10 protein-coding genes and 1 pseudogene are annotated in these 16,332 nt (G+C 44.2%); all 11 read right to left on the bottom strand.

Annotation, left to right across the window (positions count from 1 at the left end):
* Positions 1-63: 63 nt before the first annotated feature.
* Positions 64-999, bottom strand: coding sequence for a primosomal protein DnaI (gene dnaI / locus FFM84_RS00875; protein ID WP_130843874.1), 936 nt, complete (start codon positions 997-999; stop codon positions 64-66).
* 3 nt (positions 1,000-1,002) lie between these two features.
* Positions 1,003-2,385 carry a replication initiation and membrane attachment family protein gene (locus tag FFM84_RS00870; protein WP_130843875.1) on the bottom strand — a complete coding sequence of 461 codons (1,383 nt, stop codon included), beginning with the start codon at positions 2,383-2,385 and terminating at the stop codon, positions 1,003-1,005.
* A gap of 12 nt (positions 2,386-2,397) precedes the next feature.
* A complete protein-coding gene (nrdR, locus tag FFM84_RS00865; RefSeq protein WP_130843876.1) occupies positions 2,398-2,910 on the bottom strand; it encodes a transcriptional regulator NrdR in 513 nt (170 codons plus the stop codon).
* 37 nt (positions 2,911-2,947) lie between these two features.
* Entirely contained in the window at positions 2,948-3,544 is a 597-nt protein-coding gene (gene coaE / locus FFM84_RS00860) for a dephospho-CoA kinase (protein WP_130843877.1), read from the bottom strand.
* Positions 3,545-3,553: 9 nt separating this feature from the next.
* Positions 3,554-4,375: a bifunctional DNA-formamidopyrimidine glycosylase/DNA-(apurinic or apyrimidinic site) lyase gene (gene mutM / locus FFM84_RS00855; RefSeq protein WP_130843878.1), complete on the bottom strand. Its 822-nt coding sequence runs from the start codon at positions 4,373-4,375 to the stop codon at positions 3,554-3,556.
* 13 nt (positions 4,376-4,388) lie between these two features.
* Positions 4,389-7,037 (bottom strand): DNA polymerase I, encoded by a 2,649-nt coding sequence (gene polA / locus FFM84_RS00850; RefSeq protein ID WP_130843879.1) that lies wholly within the window; start codon positions 7,035-7,037, stop codon positions 4,389-4,391.
* Positions 7,038-7,395: 358 nt separating this feature from the next.
* Positions 7,396-8,118 carry a Bax inhibitor-1/YccA family protein gene (locus tag FFM84_RS00845; protein ID WP_130843880.1) on the bottom strand — a complete coding sequence of 241 codons (723 nt, stop codon included), beginning with the start codon at positions 8,116-8,118 and terminating at the stop codon, positions 7,396-7,398.
* Positions 8,119-8,422: 304 nt separating this feature from the next.
* Positions 8,423-8,497: pseudogene (locus FFM84_RS16445) on the bottom strand (hypothetical protein); the annotation flags it as partial.
* Between the two features lie 2 nt (positions 8,498-8,499).
* Positions 8,500-12,906: a BspA family leucine-rich repeat surface protein gene (locus tag FFM84_RS16255; protein WP_165450253.1), complete on the bottom strand. Its 4,407-nt coding sequence runs from the start codon at positions 12,904-12,906 to the stop codon at positions 8,500-8,502.
* Positions 12,907-13,145: 239 nt separating this feature from the next.
* Positions 13,146-14,456: a UDP-N-acetylmuramate--L-alanine ligase gene (gene murC, locus FFM84_RS00830; RefSeq protein WP_130843882.1), complete on the bottom strand. Its 1,311-nt coding sequence runs from the start codon at positions 14,454-14,456 to the stop codon at positions 13,146-13,148.
* A 57-nt stretch (positions 14,457-14,513) separates the two neighbouring features.
* Positions 14,514-16,332, bottom strand: a 1,819-nt coding sequence (locus FFM84_RS00825) for a DNA translocase FtsK (RefSeq protein ID WP_225428139.1), incomplete at its 5' end; no start/stop codon positions are given.

The raw sequence follows: 16,332 nt of genomic DNA, 5'->3' as shown, positions 1-16,332 counted from the left end.
AAAAGTCAACTCGATTTTTAAGCAAAATAAAACGTGCGACTACTTTGAGCCACACGTTTTATTTTAATCAGTTGGATTCAAACGGCGATTGCGACCAATCATTTCAATCTCGGTCGCTAAATATCGGACTCGTTGCATAATCCGTTGGGCCTTGACCGGTTCTTCGTCCCCTTTTTGGGAAATCGTTAAGTAACCAGCCTGTAATTCTTGCATTGAGAAATTCGATGAAAAGCACGTTGGCAATTCTTCTTGCATTCGATATTCCAAAATCACTCCGAGCACATCATCGCGAATCCACGTTGATGAGGCATCGGCACCAATATCATCAATCATTAAAATTGGTGCACGCTTGATGGCATCGACTTTATCACCGGACGTATTATTGCCAATTGAGCGTTTCATCTCGACCGCAAAACTTGGAAAATGAATCAACGTCGTCTGAAAGCCACGAGCGGCTAATTCATTCGCCATGGCACCGAGCAAGTAAGTCTTGCCGACACCGAATGACCCATAAAGATACAACCCACGATGGAATCGTTTGGGCGTTTGGGTGTAAGCATCAATAAAGTCCAACGCCGACACTAACGCTGCCGCCCGATCACCATCTGGATCATATGATTTCAAATCTGCATCTTGAATATTTTTCGGCATACTAATTGAACGCACCCGCTGTTTCAATGCACGAGCAGCTTGGGCCTCTTGCAACTGAGCAGTCGGTTGATAGGCAATATCAATCAAGTGATTACTCATCACAAGTTCTGGCTGATAACCTGGCGCTTGGCTTGGTTCATGCCGAGCAATCTTCCGCTTTTCCTCACAAAATTCATATAACTTACTGGCACTGCGTTCTAGGGCGTCCTGTGAAAGTTCCGCTTGATGCGCCGTTAAGAAGTCACGTACATCAGGATCTTGATACACAGCCGTCATCAGATCTTGATAGCGCTGATTCAAATTACGGCGATTCATTAACGTTTTCAGCGTCTCCGAAATATTTTCCATGGGCTAACCCTCCTTATCTGCATTAGTACTGAGCTTGGCAATCCGAGCTGCCAACTTTTCACGTTCGGCGGTCGTCATGCTAGCCGAACTGGCACTTGCTGGTGCGCTGGCGCCACTGGCCGCGGACTTTTTAGCCCAATCCGGCACCACTTCTTTACGCGTTGGCCGACTATTTCGCCGCGACCGCGCTGGTTTCGGTTGTTGCCGTTGTCGTAAGTACGCAAGTGCGGCTTCCGGCGTGGTAATCTGATGTTGTTGCCAATCATTGGCAATCGTTTCTAGTAAATTCTTATTGATTGTGGTTAATTCACGATTTTGTAATAAATAATAAATCAATAAATTAATCACCGCGTTCGACAAGACACCCCGCCCGACTAGATCATGAACTAAGCGATTCTCACCACTTGTCACAAATCCGTGTTTTTCTTTTTTCAAGGCTTCAATAAAATCATACGGTGTCGTGTTTTGCGCAATCATCACTAATTGTTGTTCGGCTGCCGTCAGTTTATCTTTAGCTGCCGAGGTCGACTGTGCCGGAGCCGCTGCACTGGTTGGTGCCGCAGATACTGGTGTACTTGGTCGTTGATAGCGCTTAGCGATCACTAATTTTAACTGTTGGGGATCAAATTTACCCGTGGTTAAACTGGCAACCTCACTAATCAATTTACCCATTTCCACTTCACTAATCCCGTAAACTCGGCTCTCAGTCACAATCAATTGACGTGAAGCTTGGACTTGATCCAAGTTCACGTAGTTTTGCTCTAAAATTTGACCGAGCACTTGCCAATCGAAATCAGTGGTTGCTAAACTTGGCGCCGAGGTTGCACTCGTGGCTGGTACTTGTTGACGAACGGCTTGAACTACCGTTGGCGTATGGGTGACTTTTTCACTATCAATATGAAAAACACTCAATAAGTTTGCCGTCACTTCAGTCGCATGACTCAAATCTGGAGTAGCGGGCGTAAACGTTGCGGCCAATTGTTTAAAGCGTGACTCACCCACTGCATCGAGCAACAATACACTGAGCAAATCATCCGCTAAAAACTGAGCTGCCGTCATTGGCGCCTGCAAATGATAAAGCAGCCACTCACCTGCAGGATCGGTTTGCCGATAAGTCCGCAATAACCCAGTCGCTTCCAGTTTCTGGCGAGCCGTCAACACCGTCGGTAGATCCACATTTAAACTGTTGAGTAACGTGGCATGGGTCTCACGAGGACCTGAATCACGTTGTAACCCCTGTAAAGCCGCATACAAGCTATAAGCTAACGGTCCTGTTAACGGCAAATACAATTGGGCTAATACCGTTTGATCAGCCGCTGATAATGGCAACATCTTAGGAACAATGAAGCCCGTTTTAGGTGTTAAGCTTGGCTCTTCTTTAGGCATGTTGCATCACCATTATTCTTTTTTATCTTTCACCGACTTGGCTTTTTTTGGCGCTTTAGCCAACTTAACCTTGTCGCGTTCCATCATATCTTGCAGTTCATTTAAGAAAACGTGCATATCTTTAAATTGCCGATAAACACTGGCAAATCGAATATACGAAATTTCATCAATATCTGCTAATTTTTCCATAACGTATTCACCGATCACTTGGCTCGAAATTTCATTTTCACCTAAGGAACGGACTTTATTTTCGACGTCATCAACGACGCCGGTCATAGTTTCCATACTAACGGGGCGTTTTTCGGCGGAACGAATAATCCCGCGCAAAATCTTTTCGCGATTAAATTCTTCGCGCGCACCGTTCTTTTTAATGACTAGTAATGGGGTTGCTTCAACCCGTTCAAAAGTTGTAAAGCGGAACCCACAGTTTTCACATTCACGGCGCCGCCGAATCACGCGACCATCGTCAGTTGGACGACTATCGACAACCCGGGAGCCATTATGATGACAGTGTGGACATTGCATGGACTGCTCACCTCGTTTTTCTACTTACATTTATGAATTAAACATTAATCGTTTTCAGCCATTTTAACACGGCCGTTCGCGTTTTATCAATGTTACCACCGTTGTCAATCACGACATCGGCTTGTTTGACCTTCGTTGCGAGTGGCAATTGACTATTGATTCGCGCCTGAGCCGCTGCCGCGGTTAGGTCATTACGCGCCATTAACCGGGACAAAACAACCTCGGCCGGGGCACTTACCACGATCACTTGATCGCAAATATGTTGCCAGCCACTTTCAAATAACAACGGAATATCTAAAATAACGGCTGGAGGCTGCGTTTTTCCCGCCGCCACAATTGCTTGTAAGACCGCCGTTTGAATTGGCATTTGGGTTATCGCCGTCAATTCAGCTAAGGCAGTCGCATCATTAAAGACTAACCGTCCGAGCCATTTCCGATTCAAACTGCCATCAGGTAATTGCGCTTGCGGGCCAAAATGGGCCACGATTTGTGCAAGTACCGGGGTATTGGGTCCCTCGACTTGCCACGCGATTTTATCTGCATCGACAATCGGTAGCCCATTTTCAGCAAGAATCGCCGAAACCGTTGATTTGCCGGTCGCGATCCCACCAGTAAGACCAATTAATTTTGTCATCGCCAACTCCTATAATTGTTGTTCATGTGGACAGAAGTGCGTCCCGCGTTGTGCGACTTTGATTTTTTCAATCAAAGACCCGCAGCGTTCGCAAGGTTCGCCCTCATGGCCATAAACATGCAACTGATTCTGGAATTTTCCGGTCTCACCAAAGGTCGAAAATGAATGCACCGTGGTGCCATGACCTTTAATAGCCATCGCCATTTCATCAATAATGCTTTGTCGCAAGACCACGATTTCATCATCAGTCAACGAACTGGCTGGCCGCATCGGATGAATTTTACTCATCCAAAGCGTCTCATCAGCATAGATATTCCCGATCCCGGCAATTTTACTTTGGTCAAGTAATAACGGCTTGATCATCTTCTTAGACTGACTAAAAATGTCTGTCAAATAAGCCACGGTTAAGTCGTTTTCCGTCGGTTCTGGGCCGATAGTTTTAAGTCCTGCCACCGTCACTTCTTCGCCAGTTGGCACTAAGGTCATCCGACCAAACTTCCGCGTATCGTTATACAACAAGTCACGGTCATCGGTTAAATGAAAGATCACGTGAGTATGCTTATCTTGGTCCTCATTGGCTGGAACCACATTGTACTTGCCTTCCATACGAAGATGAGAAATCATCGTTAAGCCATCACTAAATCGAAACAGCAAATATTTACCGCGCCGATCAACACGTTCGATCGTTTGTCCAATCAAACGAGATTTAAAACTGTCGACATCATTATTAATAATTTTAGGCCAACGAACCTCAATACTGGCAATCGTTGCGCCTTTAACTAACCGGTTCAATCCACGGCGAACGGTTTCAACTTCGGGTAATTCTGGCATGTCTGATCACTTCCTATTTGGCATCATACCAAGTGTTTCCAAAGTGGCTTTCCACTTTCAATGGCACTTCTAGTTCGATCGCAGAGTCCATCACACTCGGTACTAATTTTTCTAACGTTGGAATTTCACTGGCAGGCGCTTCGAAGATCAATTCATCATGCACTTGTAACAACATCGTTGCCTTCAGACCAGCGTCCTTCAATGCTTGTTGCATCTGGATCATCGCAATCTTGATAATATCTGCGGCACTCCCTTGAATTGGCGTGTTCATTGCCGTCCGTTCAGCGAATGAGCGTTGGTTAAAGCCACGGGCATTGATGTCTGGCAAATAGCGACGACGGTGGGAAATCGTTTCAACGTAACCTTGGTCGCGGGCTTGTTTGACAATATCAGTCATATATTGCTTAACGCCTGGATATTCTTGGAAATAAGCATCGATAAATTGCTTGGCTTGTTTCCGCGTAATCCCGATGTTTTGTGACAACCCATAATCACTAATGCCATACACAATCCCGAAGTTAACCGCCTTCGCTTGACGTCGAATATTTGGCGTGACGTCTTCTGGTGACGCTAAGTTAAAGATCCGCATCGCTGTCGCCGTATGAATATCGTCGCCTTCTTTAAAGGCCGCTTGCAAGTTCTCATCATGGGTAATGTGGGCTAACACACGCAATTCAATTTGCGAATAGTCAGACGAGAAGATTTGCCAATCATCATGACTCGGCACGAAGGCTTGGCGAATCCGCCGACCCTCTTCTAACCGCACTGGAATATTTTGCAAATTCGGGTCAACCGATGACAATCGGCCCGTTTGCGTCAATGTTTGTAAGTAACGCGTGTGGACCTTTTGATCAGTTGAATGAATGGCATCAAGCAACCCTTCCACATAAGTCGACTGAATCTTCGAAATCTGGCGATATTGCAAGATATTCGCCACGATTGGCGCTTCTGGTGCTAGTTTTTCTAAGACATCGACCGCCGTTGAATACCCCGTCTTCGTCTTTTTGATCACGGGTAACTTCATTTCTTCAAACAAGATTTGGCCTAATTGCTTAGGTGAATTAATGTTAAATTCATGACCCGCTTCTTGATAAATGGTTTGTTCAATTTCACTTAATCGTTCTTTGAATTGGCTGCCCATCGCTTGTAAACGACTCGCATCGACCTTAATCCCAGCCATTTCCATTTGGGCCAAGACTAACGCCATTGGTTTTTCAATATCGTGATATAACGGTGTTTGTTCATTTTTATCAAGTTCTTTAAGTAGCGTTGGTTGTAACGCCGCGATGGCCGCTAACTTCCGAGCTAAATGGCTAAAGAAGACCGTATCATCATCGGGAATGGCCCGTTTGACACCCTTGCCGTAAATTGTTTCATCGGTTGGTAAGTCCATGTAGCCGTGTTGTTCCGCCAAATTACCAAGGTCATTACTGTTATCGTTGGTATCCAATAAGTAAGAAACCAGTAAGAGGTCAAAATCAACCGCATGGAATTCTAGTCCCAATCGATGTAAGCCGACAATCGTCCGCTTCATATCAAAGACATTTTTTTGCACCGTGGTGCTAGCCAACAAGTCTTTTAAGGCAGGTTCTTGTAATAAATCCATATTCCGACTGATATACCAATGTCCATCATGCCCAATCGCAAACCCGGCAAAAGCTGAAACATGATAATTAGCCGTTGGCATTTCAAGATAGAACTCAACCGCCGTTTTGAATTGATCGAGTTCCGCTAAGTTATCTTTGGTTAAGACCGTATAATCGATTGGTGTCGCTGGTTCAGCCGGCCCGACGTTTAACTTCTTCAAGAATGATTGGAAATCCATTTCTTGATAGAATTCGGCTAACGTTTCAACATTAGGGCCTTCATATGGCAAATCAGCTAAGCCTACCTTGATTGGCGCATCACGTTTAATCGTCGCTAAGACTTTCGCCCGCGTCGCTAACTCATGATCTTCAATCAAATGTTCCTTCATCTTGCTCTTCTTCATGCCATCGATATTTTCGTAGACGCCTTCAATGGAGCCATATTCTTTCAGTAGCTTCAAAGCGGTCTTTTCACCGACTTTAGTGACACCCGGATAATTATCAGACGTATCACCCGTTAGGCCCTTCATATCGATGATTTGCGTTGGCGTAATGCCGAGCTTTTCTTGGACATGTTCTGGGGTATAGCGTTCAACCTCTGAAACACCCTTCACGGTCACCGCCACAGTCGTCCGATCAGTCGTTAATTGGGTTAAATCGCGATCCCCAGTCACGATCGTCGTGGTGTATCCGGCTTCGTCAGCTTGCTTGGCTAACGTCCCGATAATGTCATCGGCTTCATAATCTTTTAATTCGTAGTGTTGAATCCCATAAGCATCCAATAACTTTTTGATGTATGGCATTTGTTCGCCAAATTCACCCGGCGTTTTCGCCCGGCCACCTTTGTAATCATCGAACATCGCCGTCCGAAAAGTCGTCTTACCCGCATCAAAAGCGACCAACATATCGGTTGGTTTAACCGCTTTGATCATGTGGTCAAGCATCGTGTTGAAGCCATAAATGGCATTCGTGTGCAACCCATCCGCATTCACAAACCGGTCGAGTTGGTTATGCAACGCGAAAAACGCCCGAAACGCGACGCTATTGCCATCAATCAATAATAATTTTTTTGCCATTATATTCCGCTCCTTTAAGTCCGAGTATCAGTTACCTTTAATTGTACCAAAGAATCGCGTTAAACGGGACTTTAAAACAGAGTGCAAAAAAAGCCGGGTTGGAACCTGTGCTTAGCCTAGACAACCAAATGATTGGGTCTTTCAATCGTTTGGTTGTCGTAGCTAAGCACAGGTTCCAGGCTTTTTTTGCACGTTTCAGCAATTTAAGTACAATGAATCTAAAAACTTGATTATGATCCTTCAATCCTTGACTAGGCGTAGCTAAGCGGAAGGCGCAGTCTTTGGGCGCACGTTTCAGCAATAAAGAAAAAACGAGCCTGGGTTTTCTATCCCAAACTCGTTCAACTTCATATTTAAATTAGTCGCGACTTGCGCCACCAAAGATTTGGACGAAATACATGAAAATGTTAACAAAGTCCAAGTATAACTGTAAAGCTCCAGTAATGGCCAAACCGTTAGCGGAAACTTGGTCACCATATTGTAAGTACATGTCCCGCATCCGGTTAGCATCCCACATAGATAACCCAGCAAAGATTAGCACACCGATGTATGAGAAAATGTAGCTGATGGCTTCACTTTGTAAGAACAAGTTAACTACCGATGCCACGATTAAGCCAATCAAAGCCGCAAATAAATGCGTCCCTAATTTTGACATATCGCGCTTCGACGTTGTCCCGATAACCGCCATAGTTCCAAAGACCGCAGCAGCTGAAACAAAGGCTCCAGCTAAGACAGCCTTCGTGTACAAGGCCAACGTGATTGACATTTCAGCCCCAAAGATCACCGCGAAGAGCATCAATAACGTGAAACTCATCGCCGGATTGCGTGTGGCATTCACTTGAATCCCACCGATTAACGCAAACATACTAATGACAAAGATCATCAAAAACATGAGTGGATGTGATGCAAAAGCGCCAAAAATCACAGGTTTCCAAACGGTCATTGATAAGTAAGCGACAACGGCTGAAACTAATACGGCTAACGCCATATAACCATACATTCTTGTTAAAAAGCTCCGCAAGCCAATCTGAGTATTAATGGTCCGTGGCCCTTGTTGCGGTTCTTGTTGAAAATTATTCATAGAATCCCTCTTTCACCTAAAATTTAAGTCTAAACCGGTAAAGTCCGAGTTGACAGCACTAATTGAGTCGTCACTAGCAAATCGCGCTAGTGACCTCGATAGACCAATTTGTCAATCATATGACTTGCCCACCTTTGGTTTACCATCTCAATCAGTCACCTCAACTTTCTTGCTATCTAGTGTATCAGATTAGTCAGGGAAGGTAAAACAGTTTGTATCTGTGAAAATTATAAGTTTTTATTATAATTAGGTATTAGGTTAAACAAGAAAAGACATCCCAATTAACAGGATGTCCTAAGTGCCATTACTTCTCTTCGCGTTGCTTCTTATAAAGACCCAAACTGCCTAACAATGTCGCCAAAGATAACCCTAATACACTGGCTAAAACATGATTAGACTGTTCAGAGGTTTGTGGTAACTTGCCTTTGAAGCTGGCTTATCAGCAACTGAGACCTTGAGCTTAGGCTGACTAGCATTAATTTTAGCCGTTGCCACTGTCACTGGTTGCTGTGGTCGTGTCGCTTGAATAGACTGAGTCACAGTCACAGGTTTTACAGCAACCACTTTTGTCACTCGTGGTACCGCCGTCGTCTGTGGTATTACCGTCGCAGTTTGTTCACCGGTCGTTCCTGGTTGAGCAGGCTGGCTTGGCAATTGTGGGTCACTTGGCACGGACGGTGCTTGTGGTGTCACCACGCCAGTATAAGTTACCGTTTGAACATCGTCCGCACTTTCAGCGGTGATGGCTACCACTTTAGAAACCGTTTGATCTGCCGTATATCCTGAAACGCTTGGCGAGGTTGTCGCTGGAAATTCTGAGTCATTAGTCGTTAACTGCCAAGATCCATAAGTGGTCGTACCGGTCACCAAATCGACAATCGCCTGGCGCGTAAAGGTTCGCGTGGTGACTTTATCTGGCACCGCTGTTTGACCATTATCATAAACATAATGAATCGTCTGAGTCACAGTCTTCGTTAGATCTAGTTTAGTCCCATCATTTGGCGTGACTACCTTCATACCATGAGCCAAATAAACCGTATACGTTTGGCCATCAGTTGTATAAGTTGCCTTCATCGGGTACCCATCGTGCTCTAAAATATAGCCCAATTGCTGATAAGTGGCGATCGTGTCAGTGGTATGATAATCCGCTACAGTCCTCACGGTACCCTTCAATACTTTTTCAGTTAATTTGGCGCCTGTCGTACTGTCCACGTAAGTGACGGTGATTGTGCCATCACTAACTGGTACTTGATTTTTAGTATAAGTAACCGTTACTGGTGCTAAATCACCTGTAGCCGCAGTTACATCGGCACTGCCAACTTCAGCAATATCAGCCGTATAGCCAGCTAATACTGGTGTCGATTGCGCTGGCACCGTCACCTTACTCCAATCACCATACACTACCGTGCCAGTGACCAAATCAACCGTTGCAGTGCGGGTTGCCGTCACCGTTTGTGTGACAGTTGGTTGTGCCGTATTACCATCAGTGTAAATATAGTGAATCACCCGATTAGTCGTCGCCGACAAATCTAGAGAGAGATCTGGATAAAGCGGACTATTAGGATCAGTCGGATCGATTGGTGTCCCTGGCGTCATTTCATCCACCGGTGTCAGTGTTTGATACCGATGTTTGAGTTGAACGGTATATGTTTGTGGGTTATCTGTATCAAAAGTAATCGTCGCAGGAACACCATCATTGACTAAAACGTAACCTTGTTTTGCCAATGTTGCTAATTTATTAGCCGTTGAATAAGCTTGCGATGTTTGATATTTACCATTGACCTGATCACTAGCAACAATTACATTGTTCGCATCCATATCAACGTATTGAATATTAGCCAACTCATCGTTGAGGGCATAGATCACTTTTTCGGTACTATTTTCAGTATCAGCTGTTACCGACATTGCTGCTACTTCAGTATCTTTGGTCGTATAGCCCGTCACAATCGGTGAAGTCTGTGTGCCGAATTCAGTCACATCGCTTGACCAATCACCGGTAACAAGTTGCTGATTAGTAACCATATCCCATTTATTAGACCGCTTAAAATTAGCAATCTGAACAACTGGGTTCAAGTCAGTCATCGCATTACCGTTTTCATCTTGATAGTCAATCGTTCTCATCACTGTTCGGTATTCAGGTACCCAGTTAAGTTGATGCTCGTAGTAAATACCAAGACTGATATTGCTCAATTCACTGAAAGCCGGCGTTTTAGCCGCAATAATAGCCTGTCCAGGTTCTTGGTAACCTCGTGAACTTAGATCTGGACTAACCACAGCCTCAAACGTTGCACTGTCACCACTGGCAATATACCAAGCAGCATCTGGATCAGTTGTATCAACTACGCCATCACCATTCGTATCGTAACCAAGTAGCTTATGGTTATAAGAATCAACGAGTGCAGTTTGCGTATAAGTCACTTTTTGACTAACCGTATCCACACCAGAAATTAACGTCATCGTGCCCGCCGTTTGATCTAAATCATAATACTTAATCGTTCGTGTTGCTGTCTTAGTCGTATTCTGAACATCAACTGGTGCCTGTGTCCAAATATACGTTTCAGCCATCGTTGGATTATAGTCTGCAATTAAATTCATCGAATTCTGCTTATAGTCTCCGGCTGGCTTCTCAATTGTACCAGTCGCCTTATTTTGCCAATAACTACCTGGTATTTCAGGATCTTCTAGCCAGGCACCATTAAGTGTTGCAATTTGATCACCTAAGACTAAAACTTTAAGGTGAGTGAGATTAGTCAGCATTTGATTTAGATTGGTACTAGTTGAAATCGTGAAACTCGCAAGATTTAATGAATTAAGACTACCATCATAATCAAACATAGTGCTCATATCAGTCACTTTTTCAGTGTCAAAATTCGACACATCTAATGCCAATAGACTGGAATCATTTAAAAACATGTGCGACATTGTTGTGACATTACCCGTATCAAAATGTGAAACGTCCAAGTTTTCCAATTGCGTATCGCCGTTAAACATAGATTCCATATCAGTCACATGCTGTGTGTTAAAGTTTGATACATCCAAGACCGTTACTTTATGCAGATCTGCGAACATGGCACTCATATCAGTCACACTACTGGTATCAAAATTTGACACATCCAAGACCGTCAAAGCAGTCTGCGTGTCAACACTGGTAGCCATGTTAAACATATCGGACATGTCCGTCACCTTGGCCGTATTAAAATGCGACACATCTAACTTATTAAGATTCTGATCCATATAAAACATGGCATGCATACTAGTCACGTTACCAGTATCAAATTTTGACACATCAAGACTGGTTAACGCTAGGTCACCATAAAACATACTAAACATGCTGGTCACCTTGGCTGTATTAAAACTAGTGACATTTAAGGATGCTAACTTAGAAGCGCCACTAAACATTTCGATCATGTTTGTGACGTTACTCGTATCAAAACTAGTCAAATCTAAAGTCGTTAATGCCTTAGCATCTTCAAACATGTAAGCCATATTCGTCACTTGACTCGTATTAAAATTGCTTAAATTCAAGTCTGTAACCTGAATGCCATAGAACATGGAAGCCATTGTTTCTACATTCGCTGTATCAAAATTTGACACATCCAGTGTTGTTATCCCACTTACACCAGAAAACATCGCAAACATGTCCGTCACATGGCTCGTATCAAAACCGGAGACATCCAACGCTGTTAAGCCACTATCACCGCCAAACATCCCTCCCATATCAGTAACTTTAGTCGTTTTAAATGTTGATAGATCCAGCGCTGTTAAACTTTTATCACCATGGAACATACTGTTCATATTAGTGACTTGACTTGTATCAAAACTCGATAGATCAATTGCTGTTAAGCTTTGATCATTTTCAAATAATGAACTCATATCCGTCACATGGCTCGTATCAAGGTTATTCAAGCCATTAATCGTCGTTAAATTAGTCATTCCCGAAAACATTGAAGCCAATGTATCTTGAGCAATAAGCTTACCAGTAATATTGACGGTTTTAACGTCTGCAGCACTGCTATACCACGGCGCTGGATAAAAATTCCCCTTAGCTGGCAACGTCCCTGCCCCTAACGTCAATACGCCGTTAGCATCTAATGACCAAGTTGCCGTCCCAAAAGTTTGCGTACTTGCCGCAGTCGGCACTGCCACAGCCATTAATGCTCGACTCATTCGTGGCGACGCAACTTTGGTCACTGGCGTAGCTGCCGATACATCGGTGACAACAGCGGCTGAATTAGCTGATGGCGCTGATGAAACTGCCGTCGTATCATTTACCGGTTCAACTTTTTGGGCTGATTGTGCCGCTGAACTAACTGGTGACTGGCTGTCGACACTGGCTGCTGCTGAGCTGGACGATGTGGCTGTCGAACTAGTCACTGCCGCCGAACTGTTAGCGCTTTTATTTGTATCACTAGTAGCCGAATCAGCTGACGTTGATTCAGCCTGACTAGTTGCCGATTGGCTAGTAGCGGTACGGTCCGAACTAACTGCCTGAGATGTCGTCGTTTGACCCGTAGTCGTCTCACTCGCAGGTGCTGCCGATGTTGTTGACGCGCTATTAACTTTCAGCGTGACTGATGTCGACTTTGCTGCCGATGTAGTAGTCGTGGTTGTATTTGTATTAGTATCACCCGTATCATCAGTAGCTGCGTTTGCTTGTTTAGTGATACCAACTGTAAGGCCGGTTCCTACCGCGAATACGGTAATTCCTGCAACTAGCCAATGTTTACCTGACTTGTAGAGCTTAAAATGCAACTTTGGTTCTAATCCACTACGACTCTTTTTGTTCATCTTAAAAAATCTCCCCCGCAAGACCATGGATTTACCAAACTGTTTAGTCAAAATATTAATCCTGGCTGAAATAGATAAATCCATTAAAAAAGTCATCATCAAATTATTTACGTATGCAACTAAAATATACCACTAATGTTTATATATATCAAAGCTTGTTTTTCTGCTGTTATCAGACGAATACTCAACAAAAAAACGTCAACCCATTAACGAGTTGACGCCCACCGAACTTTTATACGCTATTTCACTTGTTCTTCATACAACTTTTCATACTTTTGAATATCCCCGGCGCCCATAAAGACAACCACGGCATCATGATAAGCCGTTAACGCCGATAGATCATCCATGGTGATGATTTCACCGCCATTTGGCAACTTAGCTGCTAAATCTTTTGAGGAAACATCCCCACTCTTTTCACGTGCAGAACTAAAGATGTTGGTTAAGAAGACATGGTCAGCCTTACTTAAACTTGAAGCAAACCCATCCATCAAGGCCTTAGTCCGTGAATACGTATGTGGTTGGAAGACGGCCAAAATTTCCTTATCAGGATACTTTTGACGAGCCGCATCCAAAGTAGCTTTGATTTCAGATGGATGATGCGCATAGTCATCGATCATGACCATGTCGCCAACTTCATGTTCAGAGAAGCGCCGTTTAACACCACTAAAACTCAATAATTCGCGACGAATTTCATCTAAATCGACCTTTTCAAAGTAGGCAACCGCAATGACGGCTGTACTATTCAAAACGTTATGTTCGCCAAACAATGGAATTTCGAATTCACCTAAAGATTCATCATGATATTTCACTTCAAATGAAGAACCCTTAGTCGTCCGTTTGATATTAACCGCTTGGAAATCATCACGGTCACTGGTCCCGTAATAATAAACTGGCGTGTCAACGTCTAATTGACGTAAACTTTCATCGTCACCCCAAGCAAAGATCCCCTTCTTAACTTGACTCCCAAATTGCTTAAAGGCACTTTGGACGTCAGCTAAATCATGGTAATAGTCAGGGTGATCAAAATCAACGTTGGTCATGATGGCATAATCAGGATGATAAGCCACAAAATGACGGCGATATTCATCGGCTTCAAAGACGAAGAAACGGGCATCAGGTGTCCCTTTACCAGTTCCATCACCAATCAAGTAACTGGTTGGCGCAATATTACTTAACACATGTGATAACAAGCCAGTCGTTGAAGTCTTACCATGCGTCCCAGCAACCCCGATACTCGTGTAACCTGACATGAGTTTTCCTAAGAATTCATGATAACGATAAACAGGCAAGCCCATTTCACGTGCTTTTTTGATTTCAGGATGTTCATCGGTAAATGAGTTCCCAGCAATCACCGTTAAGCCATCATGAATGTTGTCTTCAGAAAATGGCAACATTTTGATTCCGGCCGCAGCTAATCCCTTTTGCGTAAAGGTATATTGTTCAATATCTGAACCTTCCACTTGGAATCCTTTATCATGCAAAATTAACGCTAAAGAACTCATCCCTGAGCCTTTAATTCCGACAAAATAATAAACCGTTGTTTTATCCATTGTTATTGTTATCTCCCATATTGAAATTCATTCAGTAATGAATCCTTGATTTTTAAATTATGAGTTAGCTTGTAAATTCGTTAAGTCCTCAGGCGTAAAGTATACGTCACGAGGCTTAGAGCCTTTAGCTGGTGAAATATAATGCCGATTCTCAAGATCGTCAATAATATTAGCTGCTCGGTTGTACCCGACTGAGAAGTTTCGCTGCAATTTCGACGTCGACATGGTGTCTTCGTCTGCAATATAAGCCAAGACTTCTGGCATCAATTCATCTTGATTTTTAGTAGCCTCTTCATGTTTCAATAAATTATCTGGTTGAAATTCATAGTGCGGTGCCGCTTGATCACGAACAAATTGGGCGATATCATCAATTTCACTATCGACAAACGTCCCTTGCAGGCGGATCGGCGTACTTTGACCGTTGCCGAGATACAACATATCCCCACGACCAAGCAACCGTTCCGCCCCACTCGCATCCAGAATCGTCCGTGAATCGATTTGACTAGCCACCATGAACGCCACCCGAGTTGGGATATTATTCTTGATGAGCCCAGTCACGACATCGACACTCGGCCGCTGGGTAGCCACTAGTAAGTGAATCCCAGCTGCCCGTGCTTTTTGCGTAATCCGGGCGATATAATCTTGGACTTCACTTGAAGCAACCATCATCAAATCAGCTAATTCATCGATCACAATCACGATATAAGGCATTTTTAGGCCATATTCTTGATGCTCTTCAGCCAAGGCATTGAATTGTTCAATGTTACGTGCGCCACCAGCCGCTAATTTATCGTAGCGGTTGTCCATTTCATCAACGACCCACTTCAACGCTGCCGAAGCGGCCTTCGGTTCAGAAATAACCGGTGCCAGTAAGTGTGGCACTTTATCATACGGTGCTAATTCCACGGCCTTTGGATCAATCAATAACAGTTTAACTTCTTGTGGGTTCGCTTTATATAAAATCGACACCAGAATACTGTTAATGAAGACTGATTTACCGGAACCCGTCGCCCCCGCAATCAAACCATGCGGCATCTTGCGTAAGTCCGTCACTTGCGGTTGTCCAAATAAATCGACCCCAAGTGCAACCGTCAATGGTGACTTACTGTCTCTAAATTTCGCTGAATCTAGGACTTCCGACAACATGACTGGGCGGGACTTCTTATTTGGAATTTCAATTCCGACCGTATTACGACCTGGAATTGGCGCTTCGATTCGAATATCTTTAGCAGCCAAAGCCAACTTCAAATCATCATTTAAGTTGGTGATCTTGCTAACTTTAACGCCACGAGCGAGTTTGACTTGGAACTGGGTAACCGTTGGGCCAACCGTCCAATCAACCACGTTCGCATCGACACCAAATGCATCTAATGACTCATCTAACGCACTGGCTTTACTTTCAATCCAGTCATCCATTTCCGAATCATCAGGTACGATCGGCGCTTTCAACAAGTTCAATGGCGGTAAATGATATTCAGCCAACGCTTGTTCTTCTAAAACCGGTGCCGCTGAATCACCAGTATGCACCACTTCGGTAACGGGCGCTTCCTCAACTACGGTTGCACTAACCGGTGTCGAGCTAGCCGATGCCGGTGTGGCAGCAACTTGACTTGGTGCCACTGGGGCGCTTGGGCGTTGTCGATGGACACCGACCGGCTGATACAAATCGTCATCATCAGAGTCGGTAGCGGTTGGCGCATTCTTAAAGAGTGCTAAATCAGCTTGAGCATTGTCTTCTTCAGTCATAATGGCATCTAAAGACAACCCTAACCCATGAGTAGGTTTGGCCACTTCACTGGCTTCACTGGCTTCACTGGCTTCACTGGCTTCACTGGCTTCACTGGCTTCACTGGCTTCACTGGCTTCACTGGCTTCA

This window comes from Lactiplantibacillus mudanjiangensis (assembly GCF_005405385.1).
Lineage (GTDB): Bacteria > Bacillota > Bacilli > Lactobacillales > Lactobacillaceae > Lactiplantibacillus > Lactiplantibacillus mudanjiangensis.
The sequence above is the reverse complement of the archived record's forward strand: the minus strand, read 5'-3'. Positions and strand labels throughout refer to the sequence as shown.